The sequence below is a fragment of the Duffyella sp. Ts4 genome (assembly GCF_051851875.1).
Lineage (GTDB): Bacteria > Pseudomonadota > Gammaproteobacteria > Enterobacterales > Enterobacteriaceae > Duffyella > Duffyella gerundensis.
This window is the reverse complement of the sequence record NZ_JBLYPN010000004.1, coordinates 119,943-141,539: the sequence shown is the minus strand read 5'-3', so window position 1 is coordinate 141,539 and position 21,597 is coordinate 119,943. Positions and strand designations below refer to the sequence as shown.

The window sequence follows — 21,597 nt, the reverse complement described above, 5'->3', positions numbered from 1 at the left end:
TGCTTACTGACCGAAGGTATCGCACTGGCCTGGGTTGCCGCTGTCAAAACCGCGCTTGAACCAGGTGTAGCGCTGTTCCGACGTGCCGTGCGTAAAGCTGTCCGGCACCACGCGCCCCTGACTCTGCTGTTGAAGGCGATCGTCGCCAATCGCCTCGGCGGCATTCAGCGCTTCCTGCAAATCGCCCGCCTCCAGAATTTGCTGTTGCTGCATGTAATGGCCCCAGACACCGGCAAAGCAGTCAGCCTGCAGTTCCATCTTCACCGACAGCTGATTAGCCTGCGTTTTGCTGCCGTTCTGCTGCATCTGGCGAATTTTTGGCTCAATGCCCAACAGTTTTTGCACATGATGTCCAACCTCATGCGCAATCACATAGCCCTGAGCAAAGTCACCATCGGCGCCCAGCTTGTTCTTCATTTCATCATAAAAGGAGAGATCGATATAAACGGTTTGATCGCTCGGGCAGTAGAACGGCCCCATCACCGATTGCCCGGTGCCGCAGCCGGTCGAGGTCGCGCCGCGATACATCACCAGCTTCGGCGGCTGGTAGGTTTTGTTCATCTGCTGGAATATCTTGCCCCAGGTATCTTCTGTGGTTGCCAGAATAACCGAGGTGAATTTTGCCGCCTCGTCATCTTTCGGACTGACCGCCTGATGCTGCTGAGTGGCCGGCTGTCCGCCGGTAAGCAGCGGCGATAAATCATAGCCGTAGTAGCCTGCTACCACGATAACCACCAGCACCACGATGCCCGCTTTGCCACGCGGTAACGGTATTCTTCCGCCGCCGAGGCCAGACGATGAACGTTGGTCGCGACGATCTTCCACATTGTCGCTTTCGCGACGCCCTTGCCAACGCATAGCGTTCTCCTGAACTTTCCACTGTCGATGACGCAGATTCTAGTTGCGGAAGGCGGTAATAACCAGCGGGGAGCGTGCAGGAATCGCAAACGGAGCGACGGGCGTCGCTCCGCTGGAACAATTAGTCGAGTTTTACACCCAGGCGGTGCGCCACTTCTTCATAGGCTTCAACCACGCCGCCGAGGCTTTGGCGGAAGCGATCTTTATCCATTTTGTTCATGGTTTCTTTATCCCACAGGCGCGCGCCATCCGGGGAAAACTCATCGCCGAGCACCACTTCGCCGTTGAACAGGCCAAATTCCAGTTTGAAATCGACGAGGATCAGACCCGCGTCGCTGAACAGCTTGCTCAGCACCTCATTGGCTTTGTAGGTCAGCTCCTGCATGCGTGCCAGGTTAGCTTTGCTTACCCAGCCAAAGGTTTCGCAATAGGATTCGTTGACCATGGGGTCATGTTTTTCATCGTCTTTGAGGAAGAGATCAAACAGCGGTGGATCCAGCACAATGCCCTCTTCCACACCCAGGCGTTTGACCAGCGAACCTGCGGCGCGATTGCGGATCACACACTCCACCGGCACCATATCCAGCTTTTTCACCAGCGCTTCGTTATCGGAAAGCAACGCTTCCATCTGCGTCGGAATGCCCGCTTCCTGAAGTTTGGTCATAATAAAATGGTTGAACTTATTGTTGACCATGCCTTTTCGATCGAACTGTTCGATACGCGCACCGTCTCCTGCTGACGTATCGTTGCGGAATTCGAGTATCAGCAGATCCGGGTTCTCGGTGCTGTATACGGTTTTCGCTTTGCCGCGATACAACTCAGCTTGCTTTTGCATCTTAATTCACTCCAAACATGACGAAATGGTGGTAAGCGGCGAGCGACTGCGCGACGCAATCGTTTACCTTGCTGGGCGCTATTATGCCAAACTCGAAACAAAAAGGCCGGAGAATCTCCGGCCAGACAGGATTTATTTGCTTAGCGCCGCCTGGAACACGGCCACCAGCGCATCATTTTGCGACTGGGTCAACACATGACCTTTGGGATCGATAAATTGCAGACTGCTGCGGTTGTCGAGATCGCCGACCTGCAGTTTGTAATCGCCGTTTGGCAACTGAGGATCTTTCGCACCCAATGCGTCCCAGTCACTTTCGCCTGGCGCGCTGTAGCTGACGTTCAGGCTACCCTGCGAACGATTGCTGTCGCTGACTTCCATGCCGACACGTTTTAACGCCTCTGGCAGACGCTGCCAGACGGTGTTGAACGGTGCGCGCAGGATCAGCGTTGGCAAACCGGTGTCGTCCGCGCCGCTCTGCACATCGATCTGCGCTGAGCTGCGGCTGGCCGCGGCGTTTTGCTGCGCGGAATCCATTTTATCCATGCCGGTGCTGATGTCGTTCAGCATCTGCGCGGTATAACGCTGGATCTGCACCGGCGAGTTCACGTCGTTGCCCTGCTGCTGTAGCTGCAGCAGACGCACGGTCAGCGCCTGCTGATAACCTTGCTTCTGGACGCTGATTTGATAACGGCCGCGGTACTGGTTGTCCTCATCGGCACGGTTCCAGTTTACCCAGTCGGTAGTCAACTGTTGGCTGCTATCCTGACGTGAGGCGATCGGGAACTTGTAGGACTGCACTACGTTGACCACCTGTGGCCATACCGCGGCGCTGCCTGAACCGTCCATCATCAGCACACCGGTATTACCGGTAAACTGCGCGCGCGTGCCGTTCATCAGCGCCAGCGCCTGAGCGGGTGGGCGGATATCGAGCTGTTTGCCAACCGGACCGTTGCTGGCACTGCGCGGCGTTTCAAAATCGCCGTTTTGCAGCGGCAGTACGGTACCTGGGGCAGCGTTAAGATCTTTCAGCTCGCTGGCCTGAAGATAAGACTCATCGCCGCTGACCTGACGCTTGTAGCGCTGATCGTTGGAACATGCTGCCAGCAGCATAATGGTAGATAGCCCAACTACTTTGACTACCGTGGATTTCGTTACTGAGTAAGCCATTAAATCTCCCTAAATTACAGCAGGCCTGCGTGTTTCAGAGCCTGCTCCACGAACGGACGCGCCGCGCTGGTGATTGGCGTCATTGGTAGACGCAGCGTGTCCGTAGCGATTAATCCCAGCTGTTTTGCAGCCCATTTCACCGGAATAGGATTGGGTTCAACAAAGAGTTTTTGATGCAGCGGCATCAGGCGCTGGTTAAGGCGACGCGCTTCGGCAAAGTTGCCCTGCTGAGCCAGCTGGCACAGCGCAGCCATTTCACGTGCAGCCACGTTAGCGGTGACTGAAATTACGCCGTGTCCGCCGAGCTGCATGAAGTCCAGCGAGGTCGCATCATCACCGCTGACCAGGATAAAGCTATCGTCAACCAGCTCTTGGATCTGGCTAACCCGCGATAAGTTCCCGGTTGCCTCTTTAATACCGATAATATTTTTGATTTCGGCCAGGCGGGCAACGGTTTCCGGCAGCATATCGCAGCCGGTACGTGAAGGGACGTTATAGAGCATTTGTGGCAGGTCGGTGCTGTCGGCAATCGCTTTGAAGTGCTGGAACAGACCTTCCTGCGTTGGGCGATTGTAATAAGGCGTCACGGTCAGACAGCCGACAACGCCGGAATCCGTAAAGCGTTTGGTCAGTGAGATGCCTTCCGCGGTGGCATTTGCGCCGGTACCCGCGATAACCGGAATGCGGCCATCGGCCAGCTCCAGGGTCATCAATACCACCTCGCCATGTTCATCATGGCTCAGGGTCGCCGATTCACCGGTGGTTCCTACGGAAACGATCGCCGAAGTGCCGCTGGCGACGTGATAATCAATCAGTTTTTTCAGGCTGGTGCGGCAAACATTTCCTTTATCATCCAAAGGCGTAATGAGCGCAACAATACTTCCGGTGAACATTGGCTAATCCCTCCACAAACAAGTGCTTCATGGTACGTTTGACGGGCAGGGAAAAGCAAGCAACGGCGTCGCCAGGGCGCTTGGCACAGGGTATTTTTTATGTTTACCTTATCCATATCACTTATGCTTATCACTCTGACGGACAGGAAGCACCATTTTGCCCCAGTCACAGCCACATCATCTGGTTATTACCGCACTGGGCGTTGACCGTCCGGGTATTGTCAACGCCATTACGCGCCACGTCAGCAGCTGTGGATGCAATATCGAAGACAGCCGGCTGGCGATGCTTGGCGACGAGTTCACCTTTATTATGCTGCTTTCCGGTTCGTGGAATGCCATTACGCTGATTGAATCCACGCTGCCGCTGAAAGGCGCGGATATGGAGCTGCTGATTGTAATGAAGCGCACCAACGCGCGCGCGCAGCCGCCGATGCCCGCCACGGTATGGGTGCAGGTGGAAGTCACCGATTCACCGCACATTATTGAACGCTTCACCGATCTGTTCGACTCAAACCAGATGAATATCGCCGAGCTGGTCTCGCGCACGCAGCCTGCGCAGGACGCCCTGCCACCCCAGCTGTTTATTCAGATTACTGCGCACAGCCCAGCCAGCCGTGACGCCTCGTCTATTGAACCTGCTTTTCATCAGCTATGTACAGAATTGCAGGCGCAAGGCACTATCAATGTCGTTAATGTCGTCCATTCCCCACAGCATGAAGAAAAAATCGGAGAATCGTAATGAATCCACTGAAGGCCGGTGATCCCGCACCGAAATTTAGCTTGCCCGATCAGGATGGCGAGCAGGTAAATTTGACCGACTTCCAGGGACAACGCGTGTTGGTCTATTTCTATCCCAAAGCGATGACGCCTGGCTGTACCGTTCAGGCCTGTGGCCTGCGCGATAACATGGATGAGTTCAAACGGGCTGGCGTGGAAGTGCTGGGTATCAGCACCGACAAACCGGAGAAATTGTCCCGCTTTATTGAGAAAGAGCTGCTCAACTTTACGCTGCTGTCTGATGAGAATCATGAGGTTAGCGAGCAGTTCGGCGTCTGGGGCGAGAAGAGCTTCATGGGGAAAACCTATGATGGCATTCATCGCATCAGCTTTCTGATTGACGCCAAAGGCAAGGTGGAGAAAGTGTTCGACGATTTCAAAACCAGTAACCACTACGACATCGTGATGGATTATCTGAAGTCAGCGTAATTTACTCAGCCGGGCCCGCATTTATGGGCCCGGCTGATTTCCGCTACAGCGTGTACCACACCTCTTCATCGACTACCGGCAACGGCGCTATGTTCTGCTCCACACCGTGCTGACTTTCCAGCCGCATGTCCGCTTCTTCCAACACCAGCGACGCAAACGGCGTTGCGCTGGCCACGTCGTCAAGCAATGAGGCACTTTCCTCAACCAGCAAATCGGCCAGACGCAGGGCGGGTGCAGCCTCGACCATAAATTCAATTGGCTGGGTAAAGGCTTTGCCGTTGGTGGCAAACAGCCGGTGCTGACCGGGGCGTAAATCGTCCTCCGGCGCGACGTGCCAGGCGCCGTTCTCAGCGGCCTGGCTGCTGCCGATCACCGTCGCGCCATCCAGCAGATAGATCAGCGAAGCCTGACCCGCATTGCCCATCATCGTCGGCCGCAGATCTGAGGTGACCTCGCCGCCGAGAAGCGGCACCGAAGCGCCGTTGTCCGTGGTAAACATATTAAAAGGCATTGTTTCAATGCGTCTGTTCATGGAGCCTCCCTGCAAAAAGTGCGCTCTACGATGCCACGCATCAGGGAAACGCGACTGGAGACCTGTCTGGAAATCGCCTTATGGCTCCACGGAATGCTCATTGGCGTGCAGCGTGTCGGGCCAGGCATGCACCACCGCTTTCACCAGCGTGGCAAGCGGGATAGCAAAGAAGACGCCCCAGAATCCCCACAGGCCGCCGAAAATCACCACTGACAGGATAATCACCAGCGGATGCAGGTTCACCGCTTCGGAGAACAGTACCGGCACCAGCAGATTGCCGTCCAGCGCCTGGACAATCAGGTAAACCACGATCATGGTCCAGAAATCACTACCCAGCCCCCACTGAAACAGGCCGACGCCAATCACCGGCACCGTCACCACCAGCGCGCCGATATAGGGGATCAGCACCGACAACCCTACCAGCACCGCCAGCAGCAGCGCGTAGTTCAGGCCCATCAGCACAAAGGCGATCCAGGTCACCACGCCGACCACCACCATTTCCACCACTTTGCCACGAATGTAATTGGTGATCTGCTGATTCATCTCCAGCCAGACCTGCCCGGCGAGACCGCGATTGCGCGGCAGCACACGCCGCACCGCATTCAGCATCTGCTCTTTATCCTTAAGCAGGAAGAACACCATCAGCGGCACCACCACCAGATAAATTGCCAGCGTCATTAATCCCATCAGCGAGGCGAGGGAATATTTCACCACGGATTCGCCCAGCCCGGTGACGCGCGCCCGCAGGTTTTCCACAATCACATCCACGATGCCAGCATCGACCAGCGCGGGGAAACGCCGCGGCAGACCGGCCGCATAGACATAGAGCTTGTTGAGCATATTGGGCAAATCGCGCATCAGATTGATGCCCTGCTGCCAGGCAACCGGCGCGACAATCAGCATCATCACCAGCAGCAGACCGGCAAAAATAACCAGCACGATGCTGGTTGCGGCGGTACGGGAACAGCCCAGCCGCTGAAGCCGCACGGTGGGCCACTCCAGCAGATAAGCCAGCACTATCGCCACCAGCAACAGCGCCAGCAATCCGCTAAAAAAGAAGAGAATTAAGAACGCCGCCAGTAAAATAATCAGCAGCGCGATCGCCTCCGGGTCGCTAAAGCGACGGCGATACCATTGGAATAACAGAGCCAGCACAGGCTTTCCTTTCCTGAAAAAAAGAGGCCCGATTCTACGCGAAGCGGGCGGGGTTAGCAGTAAGCGGTGTTTGCAGCAGCTCGCGCCGTTAAAGCAACGGCTCGGCGACGGTACCGGCGATCACCACACGGTTGCGGCCCGCATGCTTGGCCTGATAAAGCGCATCGTCCGCCTGTTTAAAAAATGGGCCAAACGGCCCGTCGCCCGGCTGCCAGAATGAGACGCCAATCGAGATAGAGATTTGACCCACCTGTTCAATGGACGACTGGAAAATGCTTTGCCGTACCCGCTCGGCGATGGTGCGGGCGATTTCCGGCTGTGCACCCGGCAGGATCATCAAAAACTCCTCGCCGCCGTTGCGACAGACCACGTCAGTCTGACGTGAGGCGTTGTTCAGCTCGATAGCCACCTGCTGAATCACCCGATCGCCAACGTCGTGGCCCCAGTTATCGTTGATGCGCTTAAAGTGATCGATATCCATCGCCAGAATGGCAAACGGCTGCTGGGTAGCAAGCAGGTAATCGAGCACCGAATTCAGCCCGCGGCGATTCAGCAGCCCGGTGAGCGGATCGCTCTGCACCTCTGAGCGCAGGCGGCCAATTTTATCCTGCATGCTCAAAATGCCGGTGCGCATCGCCCGCTTGATCTGCGCCGCTTCAAAGTACCAGCTGCGAATCGCGCCAATCTCTTCTGATACGCCCGGCTCCTCCATCTGCCCCGCTCGCCGCGCCAGTTGCCACAGCGGTGAGGCAATCAGCCGCGCCAGCACCATCGACGCCAGCAGCGTCAGCAGCACAAACGGCACCGAATGGCGTAGCACGTTAAACAGCAAGCCGGTCAGCGGTTGCAGCGTGGTCAACGTAGGTTTCAGCGCTACCACCAGCCAGCCAGCGGTTGGCACCGTGGCATAGCCTGCCAGCATCGATGCATTGTCGAGATGGTCAATTTCCAGCGCGCCATTTTTATTGGCGTCGAGGGTTTTATCATCCACCAAAGGCGCGATGGTTTGCCCGACGCGCTTGCCGTTCTGGTGATAAAGCACCTGATTGTCGCTGTCGACCACATAGAGCGAGGTGTCGTCACGATAATACTGTTCGCCCAGCAGCGAATTAAGAATGCTTTTCTTCTTCAGATAGAGCGTACCGCCCACATAGCCAAGATAGCGGCCATCCCGCGTCCAGATGGGCGAGGAGATAAATACAATCAGATTATTAGCGGCCGAAATGCTGGGTTTGCCGATCATCGGCGCACGGGCGGTCAGCGCAGCGTGCGAGCTGTCGCTGTCAAGATGCATGCCTTTCAGGGTCAGGGATTCCGGTGAAATCGCGCGCACAAAGCCATTTGCGTCGATTACCGCCACCGAGTTAAAGCTGCTGGTCTGTTCCCGCAGACGATCCACTTCGCTCTGCAACAGCGCATCATCGTCAAAGTTTTTGCCGATCGTGTTGGCGCTGAAGCGCAGCTGTGACTGAGCCAGCTGAAAAAAGAGTTCGGTGGTTGATGCCAGCTTGGCGGCATAGACGCGGTTATTTTCCAGCGTATTTTCAATCAGCTCGGCACGCTGTACGCGCCAGGTGGCATAAAGCGCATTGGCCAGAGTGATGACGATACTGGCAACCGCCAGCAGGGTGATCAGCGTACGCAGATCGGTGCGGGGGCGAAGCCGCCCTATCACTGGCAAACTCGCAGGCAGATAAGTTTCATTATTCAGCGCCTTTTAACGTGCGTTTTTTTGGTATTGGCAAACAAGAATCACCCTGAAAATCAGGCGCAATTGTACACCTGACGGAAAAATTAGGAATATCTTGAGGGCCTGACGCTGAATTTATTTTAGTTAAGTCTGGTATTGAAGCGGCGGGATAGCGACGGTTGTGCCTCCGCCCGCATGACATAGCGTGCGGGCGGAGAACAGCAAACCGGCTTGCCGGAGGCGGGAAACGCGTTACAGCATCAGGAAGGCGTAGCCTTCATTTTGCAGCGTAGCCACCGTGGTGCCGCTGGAGATGGTGTGGGTAACCGAGGTGTCGATCCACTCACGCTCAAGCTGATGAAACGCCACCGACTGATCGCAAATCGTCACCTTGACGCCCGCTTTTTCCAGTTCGGAAATCACCTTCAGATTCGGGTTATCGATACCGTACGCTTTTTTGAAATGGTCATTATCCAGCGCCGCAGAAACCGCATCGCCATTGATAGAAACCACAAAATCCAGCTTATTCAACGGCACGCCAGCGGCGTAATAGAGGTTAGTCACGCGCGCAACACGCTCCAGACCGAGGTTGGTCTGCTTGATGTCTCCCTCGTTACGGTTGATCTGAAACACAATCTTATTGCTCAGACCGGCAACGGTGCCAGGTTTGTAAGCCGGGGTATCGACATAGTGAATTTTGCCGTAACCGTCGATAGCAGGTGTTGACCAGAAATCAGCCGGTTCGCTTTTTTTATCGCTAAAGTGATCGCTCACTTTGTCGAACAACGCCGGTGCCTGCAGCACATTGCCGCCAATAAAACCGGCAACCGCCGCGATAACAATGTATGACGCTGGACGCATAGAAGACTCCCTGAAAAAAGTTAAAAATTACATTTGTAACCAGGCGTAGCCCTGGTTTTCTAAAGTCGATACCGTGGTCGGACTGGACAACGCATGCACCACCGATTTATCGATCCAGTTGTTGGGGTAGTGATGGAAGGCCACCGACTGATCGCAGACCGACACCACCACGCCCATAGCGTTAAGCTCCTGAATCAGCTTCAGGTTGGGATTGTTAACACCATAGAGCTTGTGAAAATGATCGTCGGTCAGTAGCGCTGGCGTGGCATCACCGGTCACCGAGACCACAAATTTCAGCTGTTCCTTCGGCACGCCCGCGGCAATGTAGAGATTGACCACGCGCGCCACGCGCTCCAGCCCCAGATTCGGATCGGTCATGGCACCGTCGCTGCGGGTAATCTGGAAGACAATTTTATTGCTCAGGCCCGGCGCCGGTTTATAGGCGGCATCATTTTCATAATGAATTTTGCCGTATCCCGGCACCGCAGGCGTGGTCCAGAAGCCTTCCGGATCGCTCGGCGGTGAAGAGAGATGGGTGGCAATCTTGTCGTAGATATCACCGCTTTTAGTAATACCGGCGCCCACTGCGCCGCCGATAATGGCGATGAGGGCATAAGAGACAACAGCTCGCATGAGAAAAGCGCTCCAGAATGTCCGGTCTTGGCCGGATGCAAAAAGTAAAGTGCGACATCTATATCACAGCGCTGATTTGAGATGAGTGTCTAAATTCGCCGCTAAAATGGCAGGCAACAGACGAAAGATAATTAACGCCTGTTATCATCAAAGGTTGTTGATTAAGGCGGTGGAATTTTCACAGGAACAGGCGGTACGTAAAAGTGCAGCATCACCGGAATGAAAAGCGTATTGCTCGCCTGTTAAGGGGAAGGGTATCCACTAAATGCAATTTCCAGCGCGAAAATCGATCCAGATATAACTATTAACCTATAAAAACAATAAACATTACAATTAAAATAACTAATTGAAGTGCGAAACCTAATGTGCCCTGATACGGCTATTTTTCAGAGTATACCTGGATAACATGACAATTACTTTCAGTAAATTTGAATGTGTTTACATAACTTTAAGAAACGGCCATTTTTACGGACGATTTTTTTAATCGATATTTCGTCCCAATTGCGGCTTGCGCAGGCAGTATCCAGCGCGGTAAAGCGTTTGCCTTGAGGCTCGCTGTCGCTGACACCGCCGCGTTGCTCCTGCAGAGAGATATTCAATTTTTTACGGCAATTTTGATGCCAGCTCGCGATTTTCGTCTCTCAGCACGTTGTTTCATTCTTTTATCTCACTCGTTAAGATAACTTACGTTCAGCGCGACATCGCTAACGGCGTGTCACAGATCCATCCTCTTTTCCATTCCGGGACCGCTGCATGATGATTGATTTGAAAAAAACGGTGCTTGCCACTCTGCTCTGCTGCCAGTTTGCCGCAGCAATGCCCGCACGGGCGGACATGCCAGATAATTTACCGGATATTGGCACCACGGCGGGCGCCACGCTGTCGATCAATCAGGAACTGCAGATGGGCGACTTTTATGTGCGCCAGCTGCGGGCCAGCGCGCCGCTGATCAATGATCCGCTGCTTAATGACTATATCAATCAGCTGGGCCAGCGGCTGGTGTCGCATGCCCAGTCGGTCAGAACGCCCTTTCATTTCTTCCTTATTCGTAATGATGAGCTGAACGCCTTCGCCTTTTTTGGCGGCAACGTGGTGCTGCATTCGGCGCTGTTTCGCTATGCGGATAATGAAAGCCAGCTCGCCTCGGTAATGGCGCATGAGATTTCGCACGTGACTCAGCGCCATCTGGCGCGTGCGATGGAAGAGCAGCAGCGCAATGCGCCGCTGACCTGGGTGGGCGTGCTCGGCTCTATCCTGCTGGCGATGGCTAATCCGCAGGGCGGCATGGCGGCGCTGACCGGCACGCTGGCGGGTACGCAGCAGGGCGTCATCTCCTTTACGCAGAATAATGAACAGGAAGCGGATCGCATCGGCATTCAGGTGTTGCAGCGCGCGGGCTTCGATCCGCAGGCGATGCCCAACTTTTTGCAAAAGCTCGCCGATCAGTCACGCTTCTCCTCCCGGCCACCGGAAATTTTGTTGACCCACCCGCTGCCCGAAAGCCGCCTTTCTGACGCGCGCAACCGCGCCAATCAGATGAAGCCGATGGTAGTGCAATCTTCCCAGGATTTTTACATGGCGAAAGTGCGGGCGCTGGGTATGTACGCCACCGGGCAGAATCAGCTGGGTGACGATCTGCTGAATGAGTGGATGAAAGGCAACAGCCGTGAGCAAGCCGCAGCACAGTACGGCAAAGCGGTGCAATTTTTACAGGCCAAAAGCTTTGATAATGCGAAGCGTATCATTGCGCCACTGCTGGCCAAACAACCGACCAACGTCTGGTATCTCGATATCATGAGTGACATTGAGATTGGCCTGAATCAGCCGCAGCAGGCGGTTGCGCTGTTGAGCAGTGTGAAGAGCAACAGCCCGGTGGTGCAGCTCAACCTGGCGAATGCCCTGCTGGAAGCGAAGCAGCCTGCCAACGCCAGCCGCATTCTGAATCGTTATACCTGGGCGCATCCTGATGACAGCAACGGCTGGGATCTGCTTGCACAGGCGTCGGCAGCGCAAAACCTGCGTGACGAAGAGCTGTCGGCACGTGCTGAAGGACTGGCTTTAGGCGGGCAGCTGGATCAGGCGATCACGACCCTCAGCAGCGCCAGCGCCCAGGTGCCGTTGGGCAGCCTGAAGCAGGCGCGGTATGATGCGCGTATCGATCAGCTACGTCAGTTGCAACAGCGTTTCCGCCGTTATCAGAAGGGATAACTCGCCTACAGCGCGAGGATATCTTTCACGAAGGGAATAGTGAGCTTGCGCTGGGCGCTGATCGACGCGCGATCGAGACGATCCAGCGTAACGAACAGCGTGCGCATTTCGCGGTCGAGCCGCTTTAGCAGAAAGCGGCCCACATCATCCGGCAGCTCAAAACCGCGCAGGTTGGCGCGTAGCTTAAGCGCCTGCAGTTTATCTTCATCCGACAGCGGTTGCAGACGGTAGATCTGGCCCCAGTCGAGCCGCGAGGCGAGATCGGGCAGCTGCAAATTGAGCTGCCGCGGCGGCCGATCGCCAGTGATCAACAGCCGGGTTTTACCGGTTTCCAGAATGCGGTTGTAGAGATCGAAGATCGCCATTTCCCAGGCGTCGTCACCGGCGATGCATTCGATGTTATCGATGCAGACCAGCGCCATCTGTTCCATCCCGTCTAACACTTCCGGCACAAACCAGGTGCGCTTATCCAGCGGCACATAACCGACCGCTTCGCCACGTGCTGACATCTGTGCGCAGGCGGCATGCAGCAAATGACTACGTCCACCGCCTTCCCGTGACCAGAAATAGAGGTAGCTGCCATGTTCCTGTTGCAGTGCGCCGGTCAGCGCGGCAAGCAGCGACGGGTTTTCCCCCGGCCAGAAACTGGCGAAGGTTTCGTCATCGGGCAGATAGAGTGGCAATGAAAGTTGTGCCGGCGTGTTCAGAATTACCTCGGTCAGGGCGGGCAAAAAATCGCGGGAAGTTTATCACAACTTTGCGGCAGAGACGAAACGGGCAGCCGGGCTGCCCGGGCGATCGTCATCGTGGCGCGTTGTCGTCAGCTTCCAGCACCACTTCTTCCGGGCGCAGCAGGCTGATCGCTTTGAAGATCAGGCTAAGACCGACGCCAACGATGGTTGCCAGCGCCATGCCCTTCAGCTCGGCGGCGCCGATATGAATTTTGGCACCGCTAACGCCAATGATCAGGATGACTGAGGTCAGGATCAGATTCTGTGCCTTGTTGTAATCGACCTTAGATTCGATCAACACGCGAATACCGGAGGCGCCAATCACGCCATAGAGCAGCAGCGAAACGCCGCCCATTACCGGCACCGGAATGGCCTGAATGGCTGCCGCCAGCTTGCCGACGCAGGAGAGCAGAATCGCCAGAATGGCTGCGCCACCGATGACCCAGGTGCTGTATACCCGCGTGATCGCCATCACGCCGATATTTTCCCCGTAGGTGGTGTTGGGCGTTGAGCCAAACAGGCCGGAGAAGATAGTTGAAACGCCGTTAGCAAACATCGAGCGATGCAGGCCCGGGTCGCGCAGCAGATCCTTTTTGACGATGTTAGCGGTCACCACCAGATGACCGATATGCTCGGCGATCACCACCAGCGCAGCGGGCAGAATGGTCAGCATCGCCGCCCACTCAAAGCGCGGCGTATAGAAGGTCGGCAAAGCAAACCACGGCGCATTGTAAACCGGCGTCCAGTCCACGATGCCCATCGCAAACGACAGCGCATAGCCGACCACCACGCCGATCAGAATCGGGATAATCGCCAGAAAACCGCGAAACAGCACCGAGCCGAAGATGGTCACCGCCAGCGTAACCAGTGAAATGGTCACCGCGGTGCTGTCTGCTGCGCTGCCTTCAGCCGGTAACAGCCCGGCCATGTTCGCCGCTACGCCCGCCAGTTCCAGACCAATGACCGCCACAATCGCGCCCATCGCCGCTGGAGGAAACATCACGTCCAGCCAGCCGGTGCCCGCTTTTTTCACGATCAGCGCCACCACACAAAACAGCACGCCGCAGAGGATAAAGCCGCCCAGCGCCACTTCATATCCCAGCGGCAGTAATAGCAGTACCGGAGAAATAAAGGCAAAGCTTGAACCGAGATAAGCAGGGATTTTTCCCTTACAGATAAACAGATAGAGCAAAGTACCGAGGCCATTAAACAGCAGCACGGTGGCCGGATTAATATGGAACAGAATAGGCACCAGCACCGTCGCGCCAAACATGGCAAACAGATGCTGAAAGCTGAGCGGAATGGTCTGCAACAGCGGTGGGCGTTCACTAACGCCGATGGCGCGACGAGTCATTATTTATCCTCTTCTGGCGGCTAAAAAAACCAAAAAAAAGCCGACCCTCTGGTCGGCTGTTCGAACAAGACTTTCTGCAAACATTGCGGCGGGCATCACTGGCCTGCCGCCCGCAATGCTCACCAAACTGAATCGGTAACGGCTCCAGCCCCGACCAGGATTCCGACCGCTGAACCTGCCATTGACCTTGACCTTGCCGTTGACCCGCCAGTTGACCTTGCTGAAGCACGGGCGTTATTGTCGCCGCCAATTTACAGACGCTCAGCACACAGCAACCGGAACGTACTGAAGTACGTGAGGATTGCGCGCACTGCGCGGAGGTAAAGTGGCAAGTAAAATAGCCCGCAAGGAACATCATTTAGTGCCAAAGATCTTATCGCCGGCATCCCCAAGTCCGGGGATGATATACCCTTTCTCGTTGAGGCCCTGATCCACCGACGCGGTATACAACTCAACGTCCGGGTGCGCCTTCTCCAGCGCCTTGATCCCTTCCGGCGCAGCCACCAGTACCAGCACCTTAATGCTGGTGCAGCCCGCTTTTTTCAGCAGGTCGATGGTGGCGATCATTGAGCCGCCGGTTGCCAGCATCGGGTCAACCACCAGCGCCATGCGCTCTTCGATATTTGATACCAGCTTCTGAAAGTAAGGTACTGGCTCCAGCGTCTCTTCATCACGATAGACGCCCACCACGCTGATACGCGCACTCGGCACGTGCTCAAGCACCCCTTCCATCATACCCAGACCGGCGCGCAGAATCGGCACCACGGTAATCTTCTTGCCTTTGATCTGATCGATCTCAACCGGGCCATTCCAGCCCTCAATCGTAACGCGCTCGGTTTCCAGATCGGCAGTGGCTTCGTAGGTCAACAGGCTACCCACTTCTGATGCCAGCTCGCGGAAACGCTTGGTGCTTACATCATGCTCACGCATCAGACCCAGTTTATGTTTGACCAGCGGGTGTTTGACTTCCACGATCTTCATTGTTGTTCTCCGGCATTGAGTTGAGCGAAAAAAAAATCGCGGGATTATACCGCCTTTTGTTTTCAACGCCATATGACTTATGGCAATTAAACGCCAAAGCGGAGCTTTCGCAAGGATCGGACATTTTGTCAGGTAACGCAATCTGCCGCGGATAAGGCACTCGCAAACGTTTGCTTGCGCTGTTAGAATTGCCGCGCTTTTTTCAAACCACCAACCGCAAACCGCGTGGGGATTTCGCAGTGACCGACAAAACCTCTCTCAGCTATAAAGACGCCGGCGTTGATATCGATGCAGGCAACGCGTTAGTCGATCGTATCAAAGGCGTAGTGAAAAAAACCCGCCGTCCCGAAGTGATGGGCGGATTGGGCGGCTTTGGTGCCCTTTGCGCGCTGCCGCAAAAATACCGTGAGCCGGTGCTGGTTTCCGGCACCGACGGCGTTGGCACCAAACTGCGTCTGGCCATGGATTTGAAACGTCACGACAGCATCGGTATCGATCTGGTCGCCATGTGCGTGAATGATTTGGTGGTACAGGGCGCCGAGCCGCTGTTCTTCCTCGATTACTACGCCACCGGCAAGCTGGATGTGGATACCGCCGCCGCGGTCATTGAAGGCATTGCCGAAGGCTGCCTGCAGTCGGGCTGTGCGCTGGTTGGCGGCGAAACCGCAGAAATGCCAGGCATGTATCACGGCGAAGATTACGACGTGGCCGGCTTCTGCGTTGGCGTGGTGGAAAAATCAGAGATCATTGACGGCAGCAAGGTCACCGACGGTGATGTGCTGATCGCGCTCGGCTCCAGCGGCCCGCACTCCAACGGCTACTCACTGGTGCGCAAAATCCTGCAGGTAAGTCAGACCGATCCGGCAACCCACCAGCTGGAAGGCAAACCGCTGGCCGATCACCTGCTGGCGCCGACCCGCATCTACGTTAAAAATATTCTCAGCCTGATTGAACAGGTTGATGTGCACGCGATTGCGCACCTCACCGGCGGCGGTTTCTGGGAAAACATTCCGCGCGTTCTGCCGGATAACACTCAGGCGGTGCTGGAAGAGTCGAGCTGGCAGTGGCCAGCGGTATTTGACTGGATGCAGCACGCGGGCAACGTCAGCCGTCACGAAATGTATCGCACCTTTAACTGTGGCGTGGGCATGCTGATCGTGTTGAGCCCGGAAGAAGCGGACAAAGCGGTGCAGCTGATGAACGATGCCGGCGAGCAGGCGTGGAAGATTGGCGTGATCAAAGCATCTGATGCCGCTGAGCGTGTGGTTATCAATTCATGAAACGCATCGTCGTGCTGGTGTCCGGCAGTGGAAGCAACCTTCAGGCAATCCTGGATGCCTGCCAGCAGGACCGCATCAACGGCAGCGTGGTGGCCGTGTTCAGTAATAAAGCCAGCGCGTTTGGTCTGGAACGTGCGCGCAACGCTGCAATCCCGGCGTTTGCATTGTCAGCCAGCGCGTTTGCCGATCGTGAAGCTTTTGATCGCCAGCTGATCGAAGAGATCGATCGCTGGCAGCCCGATCTGCTGGTGCTCGCGGGCTATATGCGCATTCTCAGCCCGCAATTCGTGGCGCACTACCACGATCGTCTGCTGAACATCCACCCTTCCCTGCTGCCGAAATACCCTGGCCTGCACACGCATCGTCAGGCGCTGGACAACGGCGACACGGAACACGGCACCTCGGTGCATTTTGTCACCGACAAGCTGGATGGCGGGCCGGTGATTCTACAGGCCAGGGTGCCGGTATTTGCCGAAGACAGCGAAGCCGAAGTTATCGCGCGCGTTCAGCATCAGGAGCACGCGATCTATCCGCTGGTGGTGAGCTGGTTTACCGCTGGCAGGCTGGAAATGCGCGACAATGCGGCCTGGCTGGATGGCGTTCGTCTGCCGCCCCAGGGTTACGCCGAAGAGTAAAACAGCCGGTTTCCCGCCCGGGAAACCGTTTTTTAATCAGCCAAATCGACCGGTAATGTACTCTTCCGTGCGGCGCACTTTCGGCGCGGTGAAGATGGTATCGGTATCCGCAAACTCAACCAGCGCACCATGATGCATAAACGCGGTGTAATCTGATACGCGCGCCGCTTGCTGCATATTGTGTGTCACCAGTACCAGCGTGAAATGCTGCTTAAGCGTGCTCATCAGCTCTTCCACCACCAGCGTGGAGATCGGATCGAGCGCCGAGGTCGGTTCATCCAGCAGGAGCACTTCCGGTTCGATCGCAATAGCGCGGGCGATCACCAGCCGTTGCTGTTGCCCGCTGGAGAGTTGCAGCGCATTTTGCCCCAGATTATCTTTCACTTCCGGCCACAGCGCCGCAGCACGCAGTGCCCGCTCGGTCGCTTCATTGAGCACGCGTCGATCGCGCACGCCCTGCAGGCGAAGCCCGTAGACCACGTTCTCATAGATCGATTTAGGAAACGGATTGGGCCGCTGGAAAACCATGCCTACCCGCCGCCGTAACGCCGAGAGATCGTCGCCTGATTGCAGGATAGAGCGATCCTCCAGGCGAATATCGCCTTCGATACGGCAGTCGTCGATCAGATCGTTCATACGATTAAAACAGCGCAGCAGCGTCGATTTACCGCAGCCGGACGGGCCAATCAGCGCGGTGATACGATTCCTGGGAATGTTCAGCGAAATAGTATTCAGCGCCTGCTTGCTGCCATACCACAACGATAAATTTTCCACTGCCAGTGCGACTTCAACATCGGCCATAACGGGTTCCAGGTTATTGAGTCAGGGCGCGATAGCGCTCGCGCAGACGATGACGCAGCGCCATCGCCAGTAAATTAAGGCTGATAATGATGGTGACCAGCAACAGTGCGCTGGCGTAAACCAGCGGGCGATCCGCTTCGGCATTAGGACTCTGAAAGGCGAGATCGTAGATCTGAAAACCCAGATGCATAAACTTGCGGTCAAGATGCAGATAGGGAAATACCGCGTCAACCGGCAGCTCCGGCACCATTTTCACCACGCCCACCAGCATCAGCGGCGCGGTTTCACCGGCCGCACGGGCCACGGCGAGGATCAGGCCGGTCAGCATCGCCGGAACCGCCATCGGCAGGGTAATTTGCCACAGCGTTTCAGCGCGCGTCGCGCCCAGCGCCAGCGCCCCCTGACGCAGGCTGGCCGGAATGCGCGACAGCCCCTCTTCGGTGGCCACAATCACCACCGGCAAGGTCAGCAGCGCCAGCGTTAGTGACGCCCAGAGCAGGCCCGGCGTGCCAAACGTCGGGTTCGGTAAATTGTGCGCAAAGAAGAGCTGATCCAGCGTGCCGCCCACCAGCCAGACAAAAAAGCCGAGACCAAACACGCCGTAAACGATCGATGGCACGCCCGCCAGATTGACCACCGCAATGCGCACCAGCTGGGTGATCAGATTTTTTCCGGCATATTCATGCAGCCAGATCGCCGCCACTACGCCGAGCGGCATCACCACGATCGACATCATCAACACCATTAAAATGGTGCCGAAGATCGCCGGAAACACGCCGCCTTCGCTCTGACTGGCGCCAGCACTGTCGCTGAGAAAGTGCCACAGCTGCTGGAAAAAATGGCTCAGCTGCTGCGATAAAGTCATGCTGTTGGGATACCAGGCGTGCACAATCTGCGACAGCGGAATGCGGTGCTCAATCCCCTGCGCGTCACGCAGAATCAGCGCATCGCGCTCGCTGTCGTTCAACAGCGACGCAAGCCGTTCCGCCTGAAGGGTAAACTGCCGTTGCAGCGCCAGCTGATCGGCTGCGTAAATTGACTGCTGTTCGGCATTGAAGCGACCTGCGCGCCGCTGCTGCCCGGCATCATCATCCAGCGCTTCCAGCTGGGCGTTGATCTTCGCCATCTCCACCTGACGAATATTCTCCGCCTGACGACGCTGCAACCGCACCTGCTGTAGCCGCTGTTGCAGCATCGCCTGCGAATTTTGCGCCGTCAGCGGCTGATCGCCTTCGCGCAGCTCAACAAACCAGCCGTAGGCGTTACCGCCGCTGCGCCGCTGCAGCACCATAATTGCTGCGGGCCGCTGCTGGCGCACGATCTCACCGTCGAGCAGGCTATGAAAATCGGCATCGGAAAAGTCGCGATTACCGGTTTTGATAACGTAGCGCGTAACCGGATGTGCCCCGTCGGCTGACAGCCCACGCAGCAACTGCTGCTGGCGATCGTAGTGTTCGCGACTGACCACCTCTCCCAACAGCTGACCCGGCGCGCTGTGCAGGGTAAACAGCGTTACCGGCTGCGGCCAGAAGGCGCGAAAACCTTGCCAGGCGAGCAGCACGATCAGCGTGGCAAACGCCAGCAGGCTCACCGCCACCGCGCCCGCCGTCAGCCAGCGCCAGCGATCGTTTTGTTTAGCGATGTTCATCCCTGTCCCTCATGCTGACCGTAGCGGCGGCGCAGGCGCTGACGCACCATCTCCGCCAGCGTATTAACGACCAGCGTAAAGGCGAGCAGCACCAGCGCGCTAAGAAAGAGGATGCGATAGTGCGCGCTGCCCGCCGCCGCTTCCGGCATCTCAATGGCGATGTTGGCGGAGAGCGCACGCGCGCCGTTGAACAGGCCGCCGGAGGTTTGCGGCGTATTGCCGGTGGCCATCAGCACAATCATCGTTTCACCGACCGCACGGCCAAAGCCAATCATCAGGGCGGCAAAAATGCCCGCCGATGCGCCCGGCAACACAATGCGCGTCAGGGTTTGCCACGGCGTCGCGCCAAGCGCCAGCGATCCTTGCCCCAGCGCCGCGGGCACGCTGAACAGCGCATCTTCGGCAAGGGTGAAAATCAGCGGCACCAGCGCAAACCCCATCGCGACACCCGCGATGAGCAAGTTGCGCTGTTGATAGCTGTGCTGCAAGCGGCCCGCCAGCGAATCACCCAGCAACTGCTGCTCGACGGCGGGCAGCAGCCAGAGCGTCAGCAGCGTGATCAACAGCAGCCAGGGTAGCAGCAACGCCACTTCACGCCCGGCGGGCTGGCGCCAGCGACCGGTGAATTTATTGCAGGCCCAGCCAAACAGCAGAATTGCCGCCGCGAGGATAAACGGCAGCAGCAGCACCGCCAGCAGATGATCGGCGACCTTCGGCGCCAGCCACAGTCCGGCAATCAGGCCAATCACCACGCTCGGCAGCGCGCCCATCATCTCAATCGCCGGTTTTACCCAGCGTCGCAGCGCCGGAGACATAAACCAGGCGGTATACATCGCCGCCGCCAGCGCCAGCGGCGTGGCAAACAGCAGCGCCAGCAGTGCGGCTTTCAGGGTGCCGCTGACCATCGGCACCAGGCTGAACTTCGCCTGATAATCGTCGTTGGCGGCGGTGGATTGCCATACCCAGTCGGGCGCCGGATAATTTTCATACCAGACTTTTTGCCACAGGCTGCGCCAGCTGACATCCGGCCACGGGTTATCGAGCAGCCATGTTTGCAGCTGGCCAGCGCGTTCGGTCAGCAGCTGATTTCCCTGCGGCGAAATGGCGATATGGTTTGTTCCGGCGGCAAACTGATGAGTGAATATCGGACCTGCCTGCTTGCTGGCAAAAAACTGGAGTTTGCCCTCTGCAGAAAGGGTGGCAAAGGCGCGGCGATGCACCTCGGCGATCACCTGTCCGCGGCCATCCGCTTCAGCAAACTCACGGCTGCGCGTCAGCTGCGCGCCCTGCGCCTGCATCACAGAGAACCACTGGCTGATGCCGTTATCATCAATCACCAGCAGTGAGCGACCGCCGCTGAGCAGACGTAATCCTTTGACCGGCAGCGGCAGCAATAACGTTTGTTGTAGCGTCGGCTGTTCACCGCGCAGGCTCCACAGCTGAAGTTGACGCCCCAGCGCGGCGTAGAGCTGATGACCATCCGGTGAGATCGCCAGCGACGTCGCGCCGGAAGAGAGCGTTTGCCAGACCGGCGGCCGATCCGCCTGCAGCTCAGCCACGCTGATCTGCTGTGCGTCAGCCACCGCCAGACGCCAGCGGTTATCTGCCAGCTGCGCCAGCGCGGCAGTGTCAATATTCTGCGCCGGCAGCGCCAGCGGTGTATCACCCAGCGGAAAACGCCACGCTATATCGGCGACAATCGCAGCCGGTTGCAGCAGCATAAAACGATGCTGTGGCTGGATCAGCGCCAGAGTTTGGTTATCGGCGCTGCTGACCACGCGTTCGGGTGGCTGGCTGAGCTGTAGCGCAGGCTGCGTCGGCTGACCGTTAAGGCCGATAAAACGCGCCGCACCGCGCGCGTCAATGCGCCAGGCCCATTTATCCTGCAGGCCCAGTGCCAGCGTCGGCTGGGGATCGGTCAGTCCAATCGTCTGTCCGGGTTTGAGGCTGGCGGGAGCAAACAGCGGCACCACCACCACAATCAGCCAGAAAAACAGCAGCAGCATAACCAGCAGCACGCCCACGCCGCAGGCCGTCACGGCACGTCGAACCAGACGGTCGATGTTGCGACGACGACGATCGCTGAAATGGACAGGAATACGGTTTTCAATCATGCCTGAAACTGACCC

The 21,597-nt window shown here is 56.9% G+C and carries 20 protein-coding genes; 5 read left to right on the top strand and 15 right to left on the bottom strand.

The window, feature by feature from the left end:
- Positions 1–3 precede the first annotated feature (3 nt).
- From ypfJ to dapA, 4 genes are all read right to left on the bottom strand, one after another.
- Positions 4–858 carry a KPN_02809 family neutral zinc metallopeptidase gene (gene ypfJ / locus ACJY2L_RS08350; RefSeq protein ID WP_067432783.1) on the bottom strand — a complete coding sequence of 285 codons (855 nt, stop codon included), beginning with the start codon at positions 856–858 and terminating at the stop codon, positions 4–6.
- A gap of 121 nt (positions 859–979) precedes the next feature.
- The gene (gene purC, locus ACJY2L_RS08345) at positions 980–1,693 is read right to left on the bottom strand and encodes a phosphoribosylaminoimidazolesuccinocarboxamide synthase (RefSeq protein WP_187487380.1); all 714 of its coding nucleotides are present in this window, start codon (positions 1,691–1,693) and stop codon (positions 980–982) included.
- A gap of 132 nt (positions 1,694–1,825) precedes the next feature.
- On the bottom strand, positions 1,826–2,860 hold the full coding sequence (bamC, locus tag ACJY2L_RS08340) for an outer membrane protein assembly factor BamC (RefSeq protein WP_067432789.1): 1,035 nt from the start codon (positions 2,858–2,860) through the stop codon (positions 1,826–1,828).
- A gap of 14 nt (positions 2,861–2,874) precedes the next feature.
- On the bottom strand, positions 2,875–3,753 hold the full coding sequence (gene dapA, locus ACJY2L_RS08335) for a 4-hydroxy-tetrahydrodipicolinate synthase (protein WP_067432792.1): 879 nt from the start codon (positions 3,751–3,753) through the stop codon (positions 2,875–2,877).
- A gap of 157 nt (positions 3,754–3,910) precedes the next feature.
- Here dapA and ACJY2L_RS08330 point away from each other — a divergent pair, with 157 nt between their 5' ends.
- On the top strand, positions 3,911–4,492 hold the full coding sequence (locus tag ACJY2L_RS08330; RefSeq protein WP_067432794.1) for a glycine cleavage system transcriptional repressor: 582 nt from the start codon (positions 3,911–3,913) through the stop codon (positions 4,490–4,492).
- A complete protein-coding gene (bcp, locus tag ACJY2L_RS08325; RefSeq protein WP_067432795.1) occupies positions 4,492–4,959 on the top strand; it encodes a thioredoxin-dependent thiol peroxidase in 468 nt (155 codons plus the stop codon). Before ACJY2L_RS08330 ends, bcp begins: the two co-directional genes overlap by 1 nt.
- 43 nt (positions 4,960–5,002) lie before the next feature.
- Here the strand turns inward: bcp and ACJY2L_RS08320 are convergent, their stop codons facing one another.
- From ACJY2L_RS08320 to ACJY2L_RS08300, 5 genes are all read right to left on the bottom strand, one after another.
- Positions 5,003–5,491, bottom strand: coding sequence for a hypothetical protein (locus ACJY2L_RS08320; protein WP_439212578.1), 489 nt, complete (start codon positions 5,489–5,491; stop codon positions 5,003–5,005).
- A 78-nt stretch (positions 5,492–5,569) separates the two neighbouring features.
- Entirely contained in the window at positions 5,570–6,646 is a 1,077-nt protein-coding gene (locus ACJY2L_RS08315) for an AI-2E family transporter (RefSeq protein ID WP_439212579.1), read from the bottom strand.
- Positions 6,647–6,734: 88 nt separating this feature from the next.
- Complete coding sequence (locus ACJY2L_RS08310; protein ID WP_439212580.1) at positions 6,735–8,321, bottom strand: sensor domain-containing diguanylate cyclase; 1,587 nt, start codon at positions 8,319–8,321, stop codon at positions 6,735–6,737.
- Positions 8,322–8,588: 267 nt separating this feature from the next.
- Positions 8,589–9,197, bottom strand: coding sequence for a DsrE family protein (locus ACJY2L_RS08305; RefSeq protein ID WP_187487378.1), 609 nt, complete (start codon positions 9,195–9,197; stop codon positions 8,589–8,591).
- Positions 9,198–9,224: 27 nt separating this feature from the next.
- Positions 9,225–9,830, bottom strand: coding sequence for a DsrE family protein (locus tag ACJY2L_RS08300; protein ID WP_067432801.1), 606 nt, complete (start codon positions 9,828–9,830; stop codon positions 9,225–9,227).
- A 753-nt stretch (positions 9,831–10,583) separates the two neighbouring features.
- On the opposite strand from ACJY2L_RS08300, the gene ACJY2L_RS08295 reads away from it, so the two are divergent.
- Positions 10,584–12,038, top strand: a complete 1,455-nt coding sequence (locus ACJY2L_RS08295) for a beta-barrel assembly-enhancing protease (RefSeq protein WP_439212581.1) — start codon at positions 10,584–10,586, stop codon at positions 12,036–12,038.
- Between the two features lie 5 nt (positions 12,039–12,043).
- On the opposite strand, the gene hda is transcribed toward ACJY2L_RS08295, so the two are convergent.
- From hda to upp, 3 genes are all read right to left on the bottom strand, one after another.
- Complete coding sequence (gene hda / locus ACJY2L_RS08290; protein WP_222938449.1) at positions 12,044–12,745, bottom strand: DnaA inactivator Hda; 702 nt, start codon at positions 12,743–12,745, stop codon at positions 12,044–12,046.
- 94 nt (positions 12,746–12,839) lie between these two features.
- Complete coding sequence (gene uraA, locus ACJY2L_RS08285) at positions 12,840–14,123, bottom strand: uracil permease (RefSeq protein WP_067432808.1); 1,284 nt, start codon at positions 14,121–14,123, stop codon at positions 12,840–12,842.
- Between the two features lie 354 nt (positions 14,124–14,477).
- Positions 14,478–15,104 carry a uracil phosphoribosyltransferase gene (gene upp / locus ACJY2L_RS08280; RefSeq protein ID WP_067432809.1) on the bottom strand — a complete coding sequence of 209 codons (627 nt, stop codon included), beginning with the start codon at positions 15,102–15,104 and terminating at the stop codon, positions 14,478–14,480.
- Between the two features lie 239 nt (positions 15,105–15,343).
- Here upp and purM point away from each other — a divergent pair, with 239 nt between their 5' ends.
- Together purM and purN are read left to right on the top strand one after the other, a co-directional pair.
- Positions 15,344–16,384, top strand: coding sequence for a phosphoribosylformylglycinamidine cyclo-ligase (gene purM / locus ACJY2L_RS08275; RefSeq protein WP_067435465.1), 1,041 nt, complete (start codon positions 15,344–15,346; stop codon positions 16,382–16,384).
- The gene (gene purN / locus ACJY2L_RS08270) at positions 16,381–17,019 is read left to right on the top strand and encodes a phosphoribosylglycinamide formyltransferase (RefSeq protein WP_439212582.1); all 639 of its coding nucleotides are present in this window, start codon (positions 16,381–16,383) and stop codon (positions 17,017–17,019) included. The genes purM and purN overlap by 4 nt, the downstream gene beginning before the upstream one ends.
- A 36-nt stretch (positions 17,020–17,055) precedes the next feature.
- On the opposite strand, the gene pstB is transcribed toward purN, so the two are convergent.
- From pstB to ACJY2L_RS08255, 3 genes are read right to left on the bottom strand one after another with little or no spacing between them, the layout of a single operon-like run.
- Entirely contained in the window at positions 17,056–17,820 is a 765-nt protein-coding gene (gene pstB, locus ACJY2L_RS08265) for a phosphate ABC transporter ATP-binding protein PstB (protein ID WP_067432815.1), read from the bottom strand.
- Between the two features lie 13 nt (positions 17,821–17,833).
- On the bottom strand, positions 17,834–19,468 hold the full coding sequence (gene pstA / locus ACJY2L_RS08260) for a phosphate ABC transporter permease PstA (RefSeq protein WP_439212583.1): 1,635 nt from the start codon (positions 19,466–19,468) through the stop codon (positions 17,834–17,836).
- A complete protein-coding gene (locus tag ACJY2L_RS08255) occupies positions 19,465–21,582 on the bottom strand; it encodes an ABC transporter permease subunit (RefSeq protein WP_439212584.1) in 2,118 nt (705 codons plus the stop codon). Before ACJY2L_RS08255 ends, pstA begins: the two co-directional genes overlap by 4 nt.
- Positions 21,583–21,597 lie beyond the last annotated feature (15 nt).

Bases quoted from the DNA above. Each gene is read 5' to 3' on its own strand.
- ACJY2L_RS08300 (WP_067432801.1), bottom strand. From the start codon at position 9,830: ATGCGAGCTGTTGTCTCTTATGCCCTCATCGCCATTATCGGCGGCGCA.
- pstA (WP_439212583.1), bottom strand. From the start codon at position 19,468: ATGAACATCGCTAAACAAAACGATCGCTGGCGCTGGCTGACGGCGGGC.
- bcp (WP_067432795.1), top strand. From the start codon at position 4,492: ATGAATCCACTGAAGGCCGGTGATCCCGCACCGAAATTTAGCTTGCCC.
- ypfJ (WP_067432783.1), bottom strand. From the start codon at position 858: ATGCGTTGGCAAGGGCGTCGCGAAAGCGACAATGTGGAAGATCGTCGC.
- purC (WP_187487380.1), bottom strand. From the start codon at position 1,693: ATGCAAAAGCAAGCTGAGTTGTATCGCGGCAAAGCGAAAACCGTATAC.
- ACJY2L_RS08295 (WP_439212581.1), top strand. From the start codon at position 10,584: ATGATGATTGATTTGAAAAAAACGGTGCTTGCCACTCTGCTCTGCTGC.
- dapA (WP_067432792.1), bottom strand. From the start codon at position 3,753: ATGTTCACCGGAAGTATTGTTGCGCTCATTACGCCTTTGGATGATAAA.
- upp (WP_067432809.1), bottom strand. From the start codon at position 15,104: ATGAAGATCGTGGAAGTCAAACACCCGCTGGTCAAACATAAACTGGGT.
- pstB (WP_067432815.1), bottom strand. From the start codon at position 17,820: ATGGCCGATGTTGAAGTCGCACTGGCAGTGGAAAATTTATCGTTGTGG.
- ACJY2L_RS08305 (WP_187487378.1), bottom strand. From the start codon at position 9,197: ATGCGTCCAGCGTCATACATTGTTATCGCGGCGGTTGCCGGTTTTATT.
- ACJY2L_RS08255 (WP_439212584.1), bottom strand. From the start codon at position 21,582: ATGATTGAAAACCGTATTCCTGTCCATTTCAGCGATCGTCGTCGTCGC.
- purN (WP_439212582.1), top strand. From the start codon at position 16,381: ATGAAACGCATCGTCGTGCTGGTGTCCGGCAGTGGAAGCAACCTTCAG.
- ACJY2L_RS08320 (WP_439212578.1), bottom strand. From the start codon at position 5,491: ATGAACAGACGCATTGAAACAATGCCTTTTAATATGTTTACCACGGAC.
- bamC (WP_067432789.1), bottom strand. From the start codon at position 2,860: ATGGCTTACTCAGTAACGAAATCCACGGTAGTCAAAGTAGTTGGGCTA.
- uraA (WP_067432808.1), bottom strand. From the start codon at position 14,123: ATGACTCGTCGCGCCATCGGCGTTAGTGAACGCCCACCGCTGTTGCAG.